This window comes from Neisseria sp. RH3002v2g, from assembly GCF_014596425.2.
Lineage (GTDB): Bacteria > Pseudomonadota > Gammaproteobacteria > Burkholderiales > Neisseriaceae > Neisseria.
Genome location: NZ_CP110721.1, coordinates 633,812 through 651,047 on the forward strand (window position 1 = coordinate 633,812; position 17,236 = coordinate 651,047).

The window sequence follows — 17,236 nt, forward strand, 5'->3', positions numbered from 1 at the left end:
GTGATTTCATGAATGAAAACAAGGATAAATAAGATGATAAAACTATACGGTATTCCTAATTGCGATACGGTTAAAAAAGCGCGCAGTTGGTTGGCGGAAAACGGTATCGAGTTTGAGTTTGTAGATTTTAAGAAAAACGCCCCGACTGCTGAATTGATTGATGGCTGGCTGGATCAGGCGGCTTTGGAGATTTTGCTCAATAAAAGAGGTACGACTTGGCGCAAGCTGGATAAAAATGCACAAGAATCAGCTGCCACAAAAGAAGGTGCAATTGCTTTAATGGTGAAGAATCCCAGTATCATCAAGCGGCCTGTATTGGTCAAAGAAGGGCAGGTTCATGTCGGTTTTTCAGTAGAAGCGTATCAGGAAATTTTCGGATAAGGCATTTTTAGATTTTTAGGCCGTCTGAAAAAGCAAGCCTCGAAAAAATACGTTACAATACGCGCTTTGAGCCTGTTTTCAGGATTTTAAGATTTTTGCGGCAGCATTTTCCGGCTGCCGCGCCAAACTTTTCTTTCGGATAAATATGTTCCATATTGTTGAAAAATATAAAACACCCGCCCAGATTGTTTTAGGTATCATCGGTCTGACCTTTATCGGATTCGGTGCCAATAATTTGTCTTCGCCGGGTTCTGATTACATTGTTAAAGTCGGGGATGAGAAAGTCAGCGAACACGCTTTACAGATTGCGATACAAAACGAGCAGGCTGCCGGCAATAATGCGCCTTCGCGTGATGCGGTATTCCAATCGTTATTGCAACGTGCTTATCTGAAGCAGGGTGCCAAGCTGATGGGCATCGCTGTGTCTCAGGAACAAATCAAGCAAGTTATTGTGGATGATCCGAATTTTCATGATGCTTCCGGTAAATTTAGCCAGGATTTGCTCAAGAAATATTTGGATCAACGCAGGATGACCGAGGATCAGTTCGTTGAAGATATCCGCGAACAGTTCCAGTTGCAAAATCTGTTGAATTTGGTGCAAAACGGTGCCGTGGTCAGCGATGCGCAAGCGCGTCAGTTGATTAACCTGACTCAAGCCACCCGTACCATCCGTTCATTTACGTTCAGCCCTGAAGCATTTGTGGCACAAGTCAAAGTAGATGATGCGGCTTTGCAAAAATATTATGAAGCGCATAAGAAAGATTACTTGATTCCTCAAGCCGTTAAGCTGGAATATGTGGCTTTAAGCATCAAAGATTTGGCTGACAAGCAAACCGTCAGTGCGGAAGAAGTACAAAAAGCTTACGACAGCAAAAGCGTAGATTTGTCGCCAAGAGCCGAAATTGCGCATATTTTCATTCCGGTTATGCCTAACGGAGATGAAGCAAGCAATGCGGAAATTAAAGCCGAAGTAGACAAAATGGCTGCGGAGCTTAAAGCACATCCGGATTCGTTTGCCGAGCTGGCGGCCAAGTATTCTAAAGACTTGTCCAGCAGCAATAAAGGCGGCAACTTGGGTTATCTGAGCAAAAGCGGCGGCAGTGGCTTCGGGCCGGAATTTGATAAAGCGGCATTTGCATTGGGCAAAGGCGAAGTCAGCGATACCGTTAAATCGTCTTTGGGTTATCACGTCATTAAAGTTTTGAATGTCGAAGCTGAGCCGACTTTGGAACAAGCCAAAGCGCGTATCGAAGCAGCCTTGAAACTGAAAAAAGCAGCTTCTGCCTTTAATGCCGCTAAAGAAAAACTGGGTGAAGATACCTTCAATGATCCGTCTTCTCTGGCAAAAGCAGCCGCCAATTCAGGTTTGAAAGTAGAAAGCCTGGATGAATGGGTGACCAAAGCGGGCGCGAAGGAAGCCGGCTTGCCTGAAGCGTTGATTAATGCCGCGTTTAGTGATGATGTACTGAAGAAAAAACACAATTCTGAAGTGATCGCCATCAACAACGATACCGTTTGGGTCATTCGTGCGAAAGAAGTGCGCGAAGAGAAAATCGCACCATTTGCGGAAGTCAAAGATACTGTCCGTGCAGCATATCAGCGCTCTGAAGCCGCCAAACTGGCAGAGAAAAAAGCCCAGGAAACTTTGGCCGCATTGAAAGCCGGTAAAGCTGCCGATGTTCAATGGTCGCCTGTTTCTCAATTGAGCGCGCAAGATGCACGTAAAACCATGTCTCCGGAGGCTTATGCGGCTTTGTTGAAAGCGCGTCCTGTCGGCGGCAAACCTGCGTATACATTGTTGGAAGGTATGCCTGCGCCGGTGATTATGGAAGTTCAGAGCGTTTCTGCTCCTGAAAATGCAGATTCACAGATTCCGGCTGCCAAACAGGCTTTGGTTCAGCAGCTTTCCGCCAATGTTTTCGATGCCTTGCTCCAGTATTTGGATAAGAAAATCGATCGTACGCAAGGTGCACAACAAGTTAATAATGCTGCCGAATAAGCAGAATATTAGAGTAGGGCAGCCGGATGAATTCCGGCTGTTTTCTTATTTTTAGCCATCTTTTTAAAGGCCGTCTGAAATCATGAGTAAAAATCCTGATGCCTTTGTCCGCTTGATTAATGCATTAAAAATCCTGCCCAATGTCGGACCGAAATCCGCACAACGTATGGCTTACCAGCTTTTGCAGTACAAACGCGAAGAAGCGCAAGAATTGGTGGACGCTTTGCAGTTTGCTTTGAGGCAGGTGCAGCATTGTCGGATGTGCAACACATTTTGCGAAGGCGATTTGTGTGAAATTTGCGCAGACGAAAAACGCGATAAAAGCCGTTTGATGATTGTGCATATGCCGGCGGATGTCTCCAGCATGGAGGCGGCCAATTGCCATGATGGCCTGTATTTTGTTTTGATGGGGCAAGTCAGCCCAGCGCAGGGGATGGATATTTCGGCAGTCGCATTAGATAAGCTGGTGGCGCGTCTGCAGGCGAGTGATATTGAGGAAATTATCATTGCAACCAACTTCACAGCCGAAGGCGACGCGACAGCGTATGTATTGGCGGAATTGTTTAAAAATCTTCCCTATAAAGTCAGCCGGTTGGCAAGGGGAATCCCTTTGGGCGGCGAGATGGAATATGTGGATGCCGGTACTTTGGCTCAGGCCGTTTACGATAGACGAAACATCCAATCTTAAATGCCAATATAAAAAGGCCGTCTGAATGTTTTTCAGACGGCCTTTTCATTGATGAAATCAGATTATTTGCAGCTCACGCCTTGAATTTGAGGCGTATCGCCGTTGCCGACTTTGAATGCGCATTTGGTTGCGCTGCTGCCGGATACGGTAACAACACCGTTTCCGCTGTTGAGGCTGACAGGTTCTTTTACGCCCATGCCGACAGCAGTGGCTGCCAGTTTTTGAACATCGGCGTCGGAGTAAGCGGTATTGTTTGAACTGATTTTGATTTCTTTGGCGGCATATGCATTGAAGCTGAATGACAAACCTACAGCTACGGATACGAGGGCCAAGAATTTTTTGCTGTTCATTAGTGTATTTCCTTTTTGATGGTGACAAAACGAGTCACAGCTTCAGAATAAGGGCGATTGGACGATTGTGCAAGTTTTTCGGCGGAATTTACGGGAAGATACATGGTTTTACATACAATTTATCCCTGAATGCCACATCAGTCGGGCAATCGGACGACCTGTCGGTTTTACGGTACAATAAGTCTTTTTTGACAAACGAATGAGGCATTTTTGAATGGCTTCTTTAGAAACTTGGATAGGCCTGCGTTATTTGCGTGCGAAAAAACGCAACGGCTTTATGTCATTTATTACCATGATTTCAATCGCCGGTATCGCCTTGGGCGTAACGGCGCTGATTGTGGTGTTATCAGTAATGAACGGATTTCAGAAAGAGATACGCGGTCAATTATTGAACGTCGCACCCCATGCAGAAATCGGCTATTACGATGTCGGCAGTGCGCCGGGTTGGCAGAATTTGCGCGAATTTGTAAAAGGCAAAAAGGAAGTATTGGCCAGCGCGCCTTATGTTTCCGATCAGGCTTTGCTTGCCAATGCCGGCGAAGTGCGCGGTGTGCAGATACGCGGTATCTTGCCGTCTGAAGAAAAAAATGTCGTCGATTACGGCAAGGATATGCCGGCCGGCAGTTTTGACGATTTAAAGCCGGGCGAATTTGATATTATTTTAGGTCAAGGGCTGGCTGAGGCATTGGGTACGGAGCTTGGCGGCAAAGTTACTGTGATTACGCCGGAGGGTAATGTCACTCCTGCCGGCGTAGTGCCGCGATTGAAGCAGTTTAATGTGGTCGGTGTGGTAAAAACCGGTGTCTATGAAGTCGATAACACATTGGCCATGACGCATATCAAGGATGCGCAAGTCTTGTATCGACTGGGTGAAAATGTCGGTGGGCTGCGTTTGCGGTTGGCTGATCCTCAGAATGCGCCGTCTTTTATTGCCAATTTGATTCCCGATGCTAAAAAAGATGAAGTATGGGTGCGCGACTGGACGTTTAATAACCGCAGCTATTTTGAAGCCGTTGAGTTGGAAAAACGCATGATGTTCATCATTTTGACGCTGATTATCGCGGTTGCTGCGTTTAACCTCGTCTCGTCTTTGGTAATGGCGGTAACGGAAAAACAAGCCGATATTGCGATTTTGCGCACGTTGGGTTTGTCCCCGGGCGGCGTCATGAAGATTTTCCTGGTGCAGGGTGCTTTCGCGGGGTTCTTCGGTACGCTTGTGGGCGTGGTATGCGGTGTATTGCTGGGTTGGAATGTCGGCAAGATTGTCGCGTTTTTTGAAGACCTGTTTGGCGTGCATTTGATTAACTCTCAAGTTTATTTCATCGATTACCTGCCTAGTGATGTGAACTTGAAGGACGTCGCCGTTATTGCCTGCATTTCGCTTGGCTTGGCATTTATCGCCACACTGTATCCGAGCTGGCGTGCTGCAAAAACCCAACCTGCGGAGGCTTTGCGTTATGAGTAAGACAATTTTGAAATGTATCGGCGTTGGCAAAAGCTATAATGACGGCGCATTGAATGTACAAGTGTTGAATCATTTGGATTTTGAAGTTGCCGAAGCGGAAAGCGTGAGTATTATCGGTTCATCAGGCAGCGGTAAATCTACGTTGCTGCACCTTCTTGGTGGCTTGGATATGCCGTCTGAAGGCAAGGTAATACTGATGGATCAGGATTTGGGCGGTCTGAGCCAAAAACAGTTGGGTGAATTGCGCAACCGTTATTTGGGCTTTGTGTATCAGTTTCACCATCTATTGCCTGAGTTTTCTGCTTTGGAAAATGTCATGATGCCGCTTTTAATCGGCAAAATGCCCAAGGCGATGGCTGAAGAGAAGGCTGTCAAGATGCTGAAAAAGGTCGGCTTGGATAAGCGTATGCTGCACCGTCCAAGCGAACTTTCCGGCGGCGAGCGTCAGCGGGCGGCGATTGCCCGTGCTTTGGTTAATGAGCCGAAATGCCTGTTGGCAGATGAACCGACAGGGAACCTTGACCGTAAAAATGCGCAAAATGTGCTGGATATGATGCTGGATTTGAAACGCGAATTGAACACCAGCCTGATTGTGGTAACCCATGATGACGAGCTGGCTGAGCGTTTCGACCGGGTAATGACCATGAAAGACGGCAGCCTGCAAGTGCTGCAATAAGGTTATTATTTCAGGAAAATATTTTATGCTTTGAACGGTATAATAGAGACCGTCTGAAAAATAGGTTTTCCTTTATGGAAACGCTGTTTTTCAGACGGCCTTTCTTTTTCCGTATCCATCAATCCTGAGCCATGAATCCGACCGACTCTATCCTTTCCTCTGCCGCAGATGCGGCCATAGTGTTTTTCCGCCGCCGTGAAGTACAGGGCGCATCCGTTATTGAGCCTTATGTGGTTCGACTGTTTGCAGCCTTGCAAAACGGGCATTCGTTTATTTACTTGGATAAAGCAGATGTTGATGCATTAAGCAACTTGCCGAATTTGGTCGGCAATGCGGATAAACCGCTTATCCTGCAAGGTCGGAAATTGTTTTTAGGGCGGATGTGGCAGTTGGAGCATGATTTGGCTGTCGAAATCAAACGGCTGGCCAGTGCCGAGGCAGAAGAAGTGAATTTCATGGCGGCTTCAAAAAGCCTGAGCGACTGGTTTGACCCTAAAGACAGTAAAGAGCAACGAGATGCTGCGGCGTTGGCCTTGCTGCAAAACTTTATGCTGATTACCGGCGGGCCGGGCACGGGTAAGACCACGACCGTCGCAAAGCTTTTGGGCCTGATTTGCAATAACAGTACGAAGCTGCCCCGTATTGCGTTGGCTGCGCCGACGGGCAAGGCGGCTGCACATATGGCACGGGCTTTGCAGCGGGCTTTAGACGGTTTTGATTTGTCTCCGAGCATTAAAGTGCATTTGGAAAACTTGGAAGGGCAGACTGTCCATCGATTGTTGAAATTGCGGCCGCCACAAATGCGCCCTGCGTTCAATCATGAACATCCGCTTGCTTTGGATGTTTTGGTGGTGGATGAGGCTTCGATGTTGGATTTGCCGCTGGTGTTGGATTTATTGCGCGCCGTGCCGACCGGTTGTCGTCTGGTGTTGCTTGGCGATGAAAACCAGTTGCCGTCGGTTGGCTTGGGTGCCGTATTGGCGGCGTTGTCGCGTCCGACAGCTTTGGATAAAGAAACTGCTGAAAAGTTGGAAGTGTACCTGCCCAATCATGGCTTTGAGATTAAAGAGCGGCCTCAGGCTTTATCGCAAAACAATGCCAAATTGACGTTCAGCCATCGTTTTGGCGCAGACAGCGGTATTGGTTGTTTGGCAAGGGCGGTGGTGTCCGGGGAAAAGCAAACTGCGGTCGAACAGTTTGACAAGTTCCCCAAAGAGTTGGAAATGAAATCAGGCCGTCTGAAAGAGCAGGTTGCTTTGCTGTATCAAAAGCAACAGGATTATTGGCAGGCTGTGGCAGAGAATAATGTTGCACTCGCCTACGGTCATGCTGCCGATGTGGTGGTATTGGCGGCTTGGCGGCAGGATGCGGATGATTTGAATCAGGCTTATCAAGAATATTTGCAACGACAAGGCAAGGTTTCGGGCGAAACGCCTTGGTTTGCCGGACAAATCATCATGATTACCCACAATGATTACATGCTGGAAGTGTTTAACGGCGACATCGGGCTGATTATGAAAGATGAAGAATCGTTGAATGGTTTGTCTGCCTATTTTCCTGAGAAAGATGGATTTAAAAAAATTGCCATCAGCCGTTTGCCCGATTTTGAATCGGCTTTTGCCATGACGGTGCATAAGAGCCAAGGTTCGGAATATCGGGAAGTATGGCTGTTGCCCCCGTCAGTGCCCGCAACAACGGAAAGCGAAGAGGAAGCCCGAGGTTTGGATAAGGCTTTGCTTTACACAGCCATTACCCGCGCGCGTGAACGTTTTGTGTTTTGGGGAAATGCAGAGGAATTGTGTCAGGCTGTGGGATGCCATCAAAAACGCAGGACGGCATTGGCCGATGCCTTGAAATGGCAGTTTGAACAGCCTGATATGCAGGCTTCTGTTTGACCTGAATCAAGAGGCCGTCTGAAAGCGGATAAAGCGTTTAAATCTGCTTGACTGATTACACTAATTTACATACGATGAAAATAATTAGTAAACAAAATGAATAATTTTTACAAAATCCACGATTTTGTACGCTTTATCGAATACTTCACTTTCAATACCTTCTTTTGGAGAGTCGGCATGAAATTTCAAACCAAACTGATTGCAACCTGTATTTTATTGGCTTCATCATCTTATTCATTGGCAGAGAACGCTGATGGCGGGCGTGATGCGGCGGCTTTGGCCACCACCAACGATTATGTCAATTCCGGCAGCATCATTCGCAAAGATGACGATAAAATCAGCATTTTCAATGATTTGTTGACTGTGAACGGCGGTTTGCGCGTACGTGTGGATACCAAAGACATCAATGCCAACAACAGCAGCATTAACCCGACGCCTGAAGACACCAATGCCAACTTCAACGCGGAGTTTTGGTTACGCGCAAAACTGTACAAAGATTGGAAATTGGTAGCGCAAATCGAGCCGAATATCGATTTGGAAACCGGTAAATTTAACGGCGATCATGATGTGCCGGTCAATAAACTGTATGCCGAAGGGACTGTGTACAACAACATCAAAGCGCGTGTCGGTAAATTTGGCGCATTCTCTTCATACGGCCGCGTATGGGATACCGAAGTTACCGGCGGTGAAATCTTCTTTGACAATAAAACCCTGCCGACCAAAATCTATGCGGGCCGCCGTACAGGCAATCTGAACGACAACGCATGGGGCATCGGCGGCCGCCGCAGACATTTTGCCGCGATTCAAAGCGTGTTGCCTGTGAATGAGAATATCAACGTTGGCGCAACCGTCAGCTACATGAAAGACATCGATGTACGCGGCGCGAAGAAAAACGCGGTCTTCGGGGAAATCGGTACGGACATCAAATTTAATGACGATTGGCGTTGGATGGCCGCGGTCAGCAAGTCCAATATCAAAGCTTATAATGATGCCGGACAAAAAATCAAAAATGACGGCGTGTTCACTGAAGTGCGCTATAAATCGGCCGACTGGAACGTCCGTAATTCTTACGACGTATTCTTGAACTACCGCCGTGTCGGCTCGTTGTCCGGTGTCTCTTCTGTTGAGGATTACAGCAAAAACGTCCAAGGCGTGCAAATCGGTGCAACCTATATTCCTTGGAAAAACTGGAAACTCAAAGGCTTCTATTTGGTCGGCAAACAGGTTACGCCTACCGTTGGTACGGATAAGCAGGACGTGAACGTTATTCGTGGTCAGTTAGAATATAAATTTTAATCATCACAAATAAAAAACAGGCAGGATGTCCTGCCTGTTTTTGGTTTTCAGACGGCATGAATATAGGGCCGTCTGAAAAAATGGATAAAGCGCTTTACCAGCTATCGCGCTTCATGCGGTCAAGCTGGCGGCGGTCGCGTTTGGTCGGGCGTCCGTCCGGATAAGCGGCACTGATGCGGCTGGCTTGGTCGAGTTGTTTTTGAGCTTCGCGTTCAGCAGCCGTTTTCATGTCTTCTTCGTACAATAAACGCGCTTCCGGTGCCGGGCGGCGTTGATGATTGAGCGCGGCAACTTTGAATTTGTAGGGCAGGGAGTTCAAAGTCATGTCGATGGTGTCGCCGGCAGAAATATTTTTGCTGTTTTTCACCTTCGAGCCGTTTACCAAAACCCTGCCCAGCTCAATGTGTTTTTGTGCCAGCGCGCGGGTCTTGAAAAAGCGCGCGGCCCACAGCCATTTGTCCAAGCGCATGGACGAATTGTCATGATCGTTTTTCATAGCCTGTTTGAAATGATTGAACTGAATTGAAGTTTATCATAAGATACGGCACTCCATGAGTTTAGTGCAGATATACTATTTCTTTGTTAAAGGCCGTCTGAAAGTTTTTTATTGCAAAAGATGGCAGTTTCCCTTTGAGAAATGCTGTCAAATACGTCTGATTAGCGTATCATGTCAGCAACCATTACCGAGAGCTTCGTTTTATGAAACCCGTTTTTTTGGACTTTGAACAACCCATCGCCGAATTAACCAATAAAATCGACGAGTTGCGATTCGTACAAGATGAATCTGCCGTCGATATTTCCGACGAGATTGCCAGACTGCAAAAGAAAAGCAACGAGTTGACCAAGTCAATTTTCAGCAAGCTGACTCCGGCTCAAATTTCACAAGTGTCCCGCCATCCGCAGCGTCCTTATACTTTGGACTACATCAATGGTATTTTTACCGATTTTGAAGAGTTGCACGGCGACCGCCATTATTCTGACGATCATGCCATTATCGGCGGTTTGGCACGTTTCAACGGTCAAAGTGTGATGGTCATCGGCCATCAAAAAGGCCGCGATACCAAAGAAAAAATCCGCCGCAATTTCGGTATGCCGCGTCCCGAAGGTTACCGTAAAGCGCTGCGCTTGATGCAGACTGCCGAAAAATTCAATATTCCGGTCATGACCTTTGTCGATACTCCGGGCGCGTATCCGGGCATTGGCGCGGAAGAGCGCGGCCAGTCCGAAGCCATCGGCCGTAATTTGTACGAACTGACCCGCCTGCATGTACCGGTATTGTGCACCATCATCGGCGAAGGCGGTTCGGGCGGTGCGTTGGCAGTAGCTGTCGGTGACTACATCAATATGCTGCAATACTCGACCTATTCGGTGATTTCTCCCGAAGGTTGCGCCTCTATTCTTTGGAAAACTGCCGAAAAAGCAGCAGACGCCGCGCAAGCATTGGGCATTACCGCCAAACGCCTGCAAGAATTGGATCTCATCGATAAAGTCATTGACGAGCCGTTGGGCGGCGCACACCGTGATTACGAAACCACGATGAAAAACGTTAAAACCGTTTTGGAACAGCAATTAAGCGAAGCGCAAAGCATGACCATGCCTGATTTGCTTTCCCGCCGTTTCGACCGCATCATGGCTTACGGTAAATTTACCGATAAATAAGTTTGACTGCTGAAAAAGCAAGCAGATGGCGCTGCTTGCTTTTTTTGTATTCTATTTTTGAGTCATTCATAATTTCAGGCCGTCTGAAATGTCGCAACTATCCCCTGATTCCCTATTTAAAAGTTTTCAAGCAGCTTTTCCTGATTTGCCGAACCATACTGTTTTTGAAGTCGGTTTGAGTGGCGGATTGGATTCCGTTGTCCTGCTGCATCTTTTGCACCGGATGCGTGAATTCCGCCGTTTTGATTTGCGTGCCGTCCATGTTCATCATGGTTTAAGCACCAATGCCGACAGTTGGGCAAAATTTTGTCAGGATTATTGTTGGGGTTTGAATGTTGCCCTGAGGGTATGCCGTGTCAATGTGGAAAAACAAGGAAAAGGTTTGGAAGCAGCGGCCAGGGCTGCACGATATCAGGCATTTTCAGACGGCCTGAAGAAAATTATTGTTTTGGCCCATCACCGCAATGATCAAATCGAAACATTTATGTTGTCGGCCGTGCGCGGGGGGGGGGTGCGCGGTATGGCAGCCATGCCGGTATGGCGTGATCTAAATGAAGAGATCCAAATCTGGCGGCCGCTTTTGGCATTTTCCCGTCAGGAACTGGCTGAGTATGCGCAACAATGGAGGTTGTCTTTTGTCGAAGACGAGAGTAATGAAGACTCCGGCTATTTACGTAATTGGATGAGAAATCAGGCCTTGCCGCAATGGCAGCAGCGTATTCCGAATTTTGAGCAGCAAATTTGTGCCAATATCCGATTATTGCAGGAAGATTTGCAGCTTTTAGATGAATTGGTTGAGTCTGAATATCAGCGCATCAGTCCGGACGGAATATTCAATATCAGTCTGTGGCGGCAATGTACGCCGCTCTTACGTCGTCGGTTGCTTTGGTATTTTTTGAAAAAGCAAACAGAATCATTGCCTTCTTATCACAGCATTGCCGATTTCGCCCGAGTATTGGAAACCGCAGAACAGGCGCAGTTGAGTTTGCCAAACGGCGAATTGGTCGCCTATCGGGATCAGTTGTTTATTTGGCAAGAAAGTGAATTTCAACAGCTGCCTTGGTGTAATGGTAGGGAAGTTCGAGGCCGTCTGAAAGATATTTTGCTGGAAAACGGTTTTGTTTTATTACCGTTTCAAGGCGGTTTGCCGGAAGAGGAGTTGGAGAAGCCGGCTGTGCTTAGAACTGTATCCGAGGGCGACGTGATTCAGTCTGGGCAGAGGGAAAAATCAGTCGAAAAACTATTGCAAGAGTGTCATATCATGCCACTCGTGCGTAAATATTGGCCGATTATCATAAGTATGGGCAACAAGTGCCTTGCTGTTGCTAACCTTAGGGTTGGAAGCGATGTTCAAATAGAGCAAGGCTATCTGCCAGTTCATAGAAAGTTGGTCGAATATATGGCAAAAGTAAAGTAAATAACTCTAAATTTGGTAAGTATCAGTAATTTAACTACTTGTGCTAAGTGTAGGGATATTAAGCAATACAGCTTATATTAGAGTACCTACACGAATAAATTTTTGCCATTAAATGTAATCTTATGGAACTATTTCAAAGCAGTGTTGTCTTTATTGTGCACAGCACGCTTTACTATTTTTTGGTTTAAAGCAGTAAAACGATTAAAGGGTGAGTATGAACGATCGCCAAATAGATCAAGTTTTGGTGGAGCGCGCGCAGAAAGGTGACCATAAGGCATTCGAGATGCTGATGTCCAAATATCAGCGTCGGCTAAACAGACTGATTTCCCGTTTTATTCAGGATGAGCATGAAGTGCACGATGTAACCCAAGAGGCAATGATTAGGGCTTATCGTGCGCTGGTTAATTTTCGAGGTGAGAGTGCATTTTATACATGGCTGTACCGTATCGGTATCAATACGGCAAAGAATTTCCTGACTACTTCGGGTCGTCAGTTTTTTGTCAGTTCGGAAGCAGCCAATGAGGAAGGAGATGTTCTTGATTTAACTGATCAGATTGCGGATTACCATACGCCGGAAGCTGAGATGATGAATCGGGAAATCTTGCAGACCGTCGAAGCAAGCATTGCGCAACTGCCAGACGATATGCGTCAAGCCATTACGCTTAGGGAAATGGACGGCTTGTCTTACGAAGAAATAGCTCGGGTAGTGGATTGTCCGATAGGTACAGTACGTTCGCGTATTTTCAGAGCGCGTGAACTGATTGCAAAAGATTTGCGGCCGCTGTTGGATACTTCTGAAGATCAAAGGTGGTAATAGAATGAACGACAAAACAAATAAAGCATTGGAGTATGTGTCCGCATTGATGGACGGTGAAGCATTGACTGATGAGATGCTGGATGCCGTATTGGCAGACGAGGAAGCATTGCGCGCTTGGCATGAGTACCACATTATCGGCGACTGTATCCGTCAGGGTGCGGCGGCGAAGGTGGCTGATGAAACCATGCAAAGCAAAGCATTTACAGTGCCTCAAGCTGAGATTGCCGGCAAGCAGAAAAAATATACTCATCGCGAAGCGGCCAATAACGGCTTCTTTAAATTCTTTGCAGCTGCTGCCAGTGTGTGTGCCATTGCTGTGACGGCATGGCAGTTTACGCCGCAAACTTCTCGTGACGCTATGCCGGTTGCCGAGAAGTCTAATGTTCAGCCTGCACAAGATATCATTCCGGTAAGCGGTACGCCTGACGATAAAGCGGCTTCCGAGCCTGGCGAGACCGTTGTGCCGAATGCGGCAAAAGACGGCAAAATTGAAAACCGTCCGACTGTCCGTACCGAGCAGAAAAATGAGCAGCAGACTGTTGTTCAGTAAAAAATGAAATCATGCAAAACCCTTGCTTTATGGCAAGGGTTTTTATTTTTGCAGTAAAACCGTCAGGCCGTCTGAAAGCATAGCTTCAAAGAAGTCAAAACAGTTATAATGCGCTCCATGAAACTGATTACCTCTGCTCAAAACGAACAGCTCAAACATTTATTCCGTCTTTTGACGCAGGCCAAAGCAAGGCGCGAAAGCGGTGAAACCGTATTGGAAGGCGTACATCTGCTGCAAACTTATTTGCAAAGCGGCGGTACGCCCAAACAGGTTTATCTGCCTGAAAAGAAACAGCAGCATTCTGAAATTCAAGAGATTACGGCGCAGTTGGACGAAGGGCTGATTACATGGGTTGGTAACGAAGCGCTGTCTAAAATCACCAGTCTGACCGATGCCGATGATGTGATGACTTGGATTGATATTCCGAAACAGGCAGGCTTGCCTTCAGACGGCGATTGCGTGGTATTGGAGCGGGTACAAGACCCCGGTAATGCAGGGACGATTTTGCGCAGCGCGGCGGCGGCCGGAGTCAAGCAAATCGTGTGCAGCAATGATTCCGTGGATATCTGGTCGCCCAAAGTGTTACGAGCGGGGATGGGTGCGCATTTTTTGCTGTCTATTTTCAGCCGGGTGGAATTATCCGCTTGGATGGAAAAGTATCAGCATCCAATTTGGGCAACAGCTTTGGGCGGCCGCAATATCGGGTTGTATGAGATGAACCTCAGTCAACCCTGCGCTTGGGTGTTTGGCAACGAAGGCAGCGGCGTGAGTGAAACGACGAAAGAGAAGGCTGAAGCCTGTGTCAAAATTCCCATGTTGGGGCAAACCGAATCCTTGAATGTCGCGATGGCGGCAACGGTTTGTCTGTTTGAACAAATGCGGCAACGTATCCATGCCCAGGCCGTCTGAAAACCATAATATGATTTTATTTTAAGGAACGAAAATGCAAATACTGACTTTTGATGAAGCGGCACGCAGCCGATTGATGGAATTGCTGGATGCCAAATCCGAAGCCCACAACACCATGCGTTGTGATGAAGTTCAGGGTTTTATGATGGCTTTATTGAGCGGTCCAGATGCTTTGAATCCGACCAACTGGCTGCCTGAAATTTTGGGTGAAGAATCCTTGTTTGATGCCAAAGAGCGTACCGAAATCGAGCGTTTGGTCATGGCAATGGCCGCCGATATGCGCATGAAGCTCAATGAGAAAATCCTGCCTGATTTGTGGTTTTATGAAGACGAAGCCGGCAATCCGGATTTCTACACTTGGTGTAACGCCTATCTTTACTCACTGGATATTGTGCCTACCGATTGGTTTGAGGCAGTCGATCAGGAAGAGTTTGAAGATTTGTTCTATCCGATTATGGCTTTGGGCGGCATCTATGACGACGAGGAAAACGGCGAAGTCATCTTGCATCTGAATGAAAAAGAGCTAACCCAGCTGGAATCTGATTTGCCGCACGTCCTGCTAGATATTTACTGGTACTGGCAGGCCATCATCAATAAACCGCAAACCGTCCGCCGCGAAGGCGAAAAAGTGGGCCGCAACGATCCTTGCCCGTGTGGCAGCGGTAAAAAATACAAAGCCTGCTGCGGCAAATAAGAAAAATAAATAGTGCAATGAAAAGGCCGTCTGAATGCTTGAAATTCAGACGGCCTTTAATGTTTTGTCTTAGAACAACGAGGCCAACCAAACAAACAGAATGGTCAGTGCAATGGTCAAGGCGCAGCCGATTTTGGCCACGGTGCCGATGATGAAGCCGATAAACGTACCGATACCGACTTTGCCTGCCTGCCAAGTGTCTTTGCGTGCGATAAATTCGCCGATGGCCGCACCGGTCAACGGGCCGAGCAACAGGCCGGGAATAGAGAAGAATGCGCCGACGATGCCGCCGATAAACGCGCCCCAAACCGCAGTTTTACTTGCGCCGGTATATTTTGCACCCAATGCGCCTGCCACATAGTCCATCGCAGTACCGAATACGGCAACGATGGCCAAAAAGGTCAGCGTACCCGAGCCAAACACTTGATAATCTCCGGCATAACCCAACAACCATGCGCCACCAAACATCAAACCCAATCCGGGCAGGGCGGGATAAATAGTGCCTAAGATGCCGACGACAATGGCAATCAAGCCGAGAACGATGAGAACAGCAGTCATGAGGTTCCTTTTGAATGTAAGAGTGTAATAACGGCAGTATTATGGGCACGTTTTGTTATATTTTCATGAGGGATTGTGCAATAAAATGAAAAATTATCCGGAGGCGCACTCAATTAAAATCGATGGATAAATATCTGAGCGAATTATTGTGAGTCACATTCTGAATGATTGAATAAATTTCTATTCAAATATAAAAGCAGGCCTACCAATACGGCCAAGTACACTGCAACCCAATACGCATCTGTATAACCAATAGCCTTTGCCAGCCGCAGGGCGGCGAAACCAGCCGCGTAACTGCCGAGCAGGACGACGGAAAATTGCAGGCTGCTGTCGAGTGCGGCGGTGGCACGGTCTGATTTGTCCATCACCAACGCCAGTATCACCGGCAGCAGAAGCGTGTAGCTCAGGCTCAGGGCGATGATTTGCGTGGGTGGCAGCCAAGGATGGATGCGGGCGAGCGCATTGATGGCGGTCATGGACGCCAAAAGCGGCAGTTGCAGCGCGTAGAGCAGGAACACGAGTTTGCGGCGCGGATAATTGCGCGAAAACCAGCCCGACAGCGGCGTCACAATCAGGCAGGCAACAGGAATACCCACCGCCAAAATTCCGCCCGTCTGTTTCGGAGTGAAGCCCAAATCCGCCAGCTTGGGCACAAAAGTTGCCGCCATAAACGCATACGGCGCGGCAACGGCAAACAGCAAAACCAGCCACCGCCAGCCCGTTTCAGGTTGTTGCCAAAAAGAAACCAGCCGCGCTGCCAACGCCGTCCAACTGCCTTGCGCGGTCGGGCTTTCCGGCTCGCGGTAGTACAAGAGTTGCAGCAACATCAACAGGCTGAACGCCAGCATAAAGCCGGCCGCCGCCGTTTGTCCGTATTCCTGATACAGCCACAACACCAGCGCGCCGCCGATCATCTTGCCGCCGCGTGCCGCCATCGTTTGAATCGCGCCGCCGAAGCCGCGTTCGCGGTGCGGCAGGACGATACATGACAAGCCCAACATTGCGCAGCCGTACACTGCCGACATCGCCGAGAGCAGTACGCAGCAGGTCAAAAGTAGCGGGAAGTTTTGTGTGATGTTGGTGCAGACCATCAGCCCGAACACTGCCGAAAGCCCCAGCGTCGCCGCCAGCAGCCAGTCGCGAAACCGCCCGAACCGCCTCGCCGGCCGCCGCTCCATCAGCGCGGCAAACAACACCTTCGCCGCTTCGATACTGCCGATTAAATGAATCCAGCTTAGTTGGTTCAGGCTGTAACCGTGATTTTTCAAAATGGCCACCAGTGCGACCAGATAAAAACCGGTCAGCGTGAATTTGTAAGTGCTGCCGCCGATAAGCAGCAGCCAGTCGCGTGAGTTTGGAGAAGTCTGATTGTCGGACATCACATGATTCTTTTGAAGATGAGGCGAATAAAGGGACAAGGCCGTCTGAACATATTGGGTGGCAATACTTGATTTGTATTTAAATAGGTTTAGTATCTTTTCAGACGGCCTTCAATGCTTCTTCTGCGCGAAGCAGGGCGGTTGTTTCATCTGCTTCGACGATGTAGTTCACGCCCAGCGCGGGGCCGAGTTTGGACGATTGTTCGCGGAAAAATGCCAGTTGCGCCGCGTTGGGTTCGATGAGGAGCATGGCGGCGCAGCGTTCGGACAGTTGCGGCCGATGTGCCTTTATCCATTCGATGTAGGTTTTGCGGTCGGCAATGCGCTGTTCGTCGCTCACCTGCCGCCGCATCGGGGTGCAGACGGTGGCGAAGCGGGGGTTTTGGTTTAACAGGGTTTCGAATTCGGCCAGCCAGTCGGCGAAGTCGGCGACGTGGGTCAGGTCTGTCAGGTAGATGGTACCTTCGGGCAGGGTTTTGGCGGGGGTGAAGTAGTGCATGGGA

The 17,236-nt window shown here is 48.3% G+C and carries 18 protein-coding genes; 13 read left to right on the forward strand and 5 right to left on the reverse strand.

The window, feature by feature from the left end; genetic code table 11:
• Positions 1–33: 33 nt before the first annotated feature.
• From BBP27_RS03110 to recR, 3 genes are all read left to right on the forward strand, one after another.
• Positions 34–381 carry an ArsC family reductase gene (locus BBP27_RS03110; RefSeq protein ID WP_188211674.1) on the forward strand — a complete coding sequence of 116 codons (348 nt, stop codon included), beginning with the start codon at positions 34–36 and terminating at the stop codon, positions 379–381.
• Between the two features lie 145 nt (positions 382–526).
• A complete protein-coding gene (locus BBP27_RS03115) occupies positions 527–2,380 on the forward strand; it encodes a SurA N-terminal domain-containing protein (protein WP_188211675.1) in 1,854 nt (617 codons plus the stop codon).
• A gap of 82 nt (positions 2,381–2,462) precedes the next feature.
• The gene (gene recR, locus BBP27_RS03120; protein ID WP_070814021.1) at positions 2,463–3,068 is read left to right on the forward strand and encodes a recombination mediator RecR; all 606 of its coding nucleotides are present in this window, start codon (positions 2,463–2,465) and stop codon (positions 3,066–3,068) included.
• A 62-nt stretch (positions 3,069–3,130) separates the two neighbouring features.
• Here recR and BBP27_RS03125 read toward each other — a convergent pair whose 3' ends face one another.
• On the reverse strand, positions 3,131–3,418 hold the full coding sequence (locus BBP27_RS03125; RefSeq protein WP_003683377.1) for a hypothetical protein: 288 nt from the start codon (positions 3,416–3,418) through the stop codon (positions 3,131–3,133).
• Between the two features lie 214 nt (positions 3,419–3,632).
• Here BBP27_RS03125 and BBP27_RS03130 point away from each other — a divergent pair, with 214 nt between their 5' ends.
• The 4 genes from BBP27_RS03130 to BBP27_RS03145 all read left to right on the forward strand — a co-directional run bounded on the left by BBP27_RS03130 (position 3,633) and on the right by BBP27_RS03145 (position 8,750).
• Positions 3,633–4,883 (forward strand): lipoprotein-releasing ABC transporter permease subunit, encoded by a 1,251-nt coding sequence (locus BBP27_RS03130; RefSeq protein WP_070837813.1) that lies wholly within the window; start codon positions 3,633–3,635, stop codon positions 4,881–4,883.
• Entirely contained in the window at positions 4,876–5,559 is a 684-nt protein-coding gene (gene lolD / locus BBP27_RS03135; RefSeq protein ID WP_003679081.1) for a lipoprotein-releasing ABC transporter ATP-binding protein LolD, read from the forward strand. The genes BBP27_RS03130 and lolD overlap by 8 nt, the downstream gene beginning before the upstream one ends.
• A 131-nt stretch (positions 5,560–5,690) precedes the next feature.
• A complete protein-coding gene (recD, locus tag BBP27_RS03140; RefSeq protein WP_188211676.1) occupies positions 5,691–7,454 on the forward strand; it encodes an exodeoxyribonuclease V subunit alpha in 1,764 nt (587 codons plus the stop codon).
• Between the two features lie 96 nt (positions 7,455–7,550).
• Positions 7,551–8,750 (forward strand): hypothetical protein, encoded by a 1,200-nt coding sequence (locus BBP27_RS03145; RefSeq protein ID WP_188211677.1) that lies wholly within the window; start codon positions 7,551–7,553, stop codon positions 8,748–8,750.
• A gap of 94 nt (positions 8,751–8,844) precedes the next feature.
• On the opposite strand, the gene BBP27_RS03150 is transcribed toward BBP27_RS03145, so the two are convergent.
• Positions 8,845–9,246, reverse strand: coding sequence for an RNA-binding S4 domain-containing protein (locus tag BBP27_RS03150; RefSeq protein WP_003679090.1), 402 nt, complete (start codon positions 9,244–9,246; stop codon positions 8,845–8,847).
• Positions 9,247–9,449: 203 nt separating this feature from the next.
• Here BBP27_RS03150 and BBP27_RS03155 point away from each other — a divergent pair, with 203 nt between their 5' ends.
• The 6 genes from BBP27_RS03155 to BBP27_RS03180 all read left to right on the forward strand — a co-directional run bounded on the left by BBP27_RS03155 (position 9,450) and on the right by BBP27_RS03180 (position 14,796).
• On the forward strand, positions 9,450–10,409 hold the full coding sequence (locus BBP27_RS03155) for an acetyl-CoA carboxylase carboxyltransferase subunit alpha (RefSeq protein WP_049322761.1): 960 nt from the start codon (positions 9,450–9,452) through the stop codon (positions 10,407–10,409).
• 88 nt (positions 10,410–10,497) lie between these two features.
• Positions 10,498–11,826 carry a tRNA lysidine(34) synthetase TilS gene (gene tilS, locus BBP27_RS03160; RefSeq protein ID WP_188211678.1) on the forward strand — a complete coding sequence of 443 codons (1,329 nt, stop codon included), beginning with the start codon at positions 10,498–10,500 and terminating at the stop codon, positions 11,824–11,826.
• Between the two features lie 214 nt (positions 11,827–12,040).
• Entirely contained in the window at positions 12,041–12,640 is a 600-nt protein-coding gene (rpoE, locus tag BBP27_RS03165) for an RNA polymerase sigma factor RpoE (protein WP_004519728.1), read from the forward strand.
• Between the two features lie 4 nt (positions 12,641–12,644).
• Entirely contained in the window at positions 12,645–13,193 is a 549-nt protein-coding gene (locus tag BBP27_RS03170; RefSeq protein ID WP_003746920.1) for a sigma-E factor negative regulatory protein, read from the forward strand.
• A gap of 117 nt (positions 13,194–13,310) precedes the next feature.
• Complete coding sequence (locus tag BBP27_RS03175) at positions 13,311–14,102, forward strand: TrmH family RNA methyltransferase (RefSeq protein ID WP_188211679.1); 792 nt, start codon at positions 13,311–13,313, stop codon at positions 14,100–14,102.
• A 34-nt stretch (positions 14,103–14,136) separates the two neighbouring features.
• Positions 14,137–14,796 (forward strand): YecA family protein, encoded by a 660-nt coding sequence (locus BBP27_RS03180; RefSeq protein WP_188211680.1) that lies wholly within the window; start codon positions 14,137–14,139, stop codon positions 14,794–14,796.
• Between the two features lie 69 nt (positions 14,797–14,865).
• On the opposite strand, the gene BBP27_RS03185 is transcribed toward BBP27_RS03180, so the two are convergent.
• The 3 genes from BBP27_RS03185 to BBP27_RS03195 form a co-directional block, all read right to left on the reverse strand.
• On the reverse strand, positions 14,866–15,354 hold the full coding sequence (locus tag BBP27_RS03185) for a DUF456 domain-containing protein (protein ID WP_049333782.1): 489 nt from the start codon (positions 15,352–15,354) through the stop codon (positions 14,866–14,868).
• Positions 15,355–15,497: 143 nt separating this feature from the next.
• A complete protein-coding gene (locus tag BBP27_RS03190; protein WP_188211681.1) occupies positions 15,498–16,733 on the reverse strand; it encodes an MFS transporter in 1,236 nt (411 codons plus the stop codon).
• Positions 16,734–16,833: 100 nt separating this feature from the next.
• Positions 16,834–17,232: an extensin gene (locus tag BBP27_RS03195; protein WP_188211682.1), complete on the reverse strand. Its 399-nt coding sequence runs from the start codon at positions 17,230–17,232 to the stop codon at positions 16,834–16,836.
• Positions 17,233–17,236: the final 4 nt, after the last annotated feature.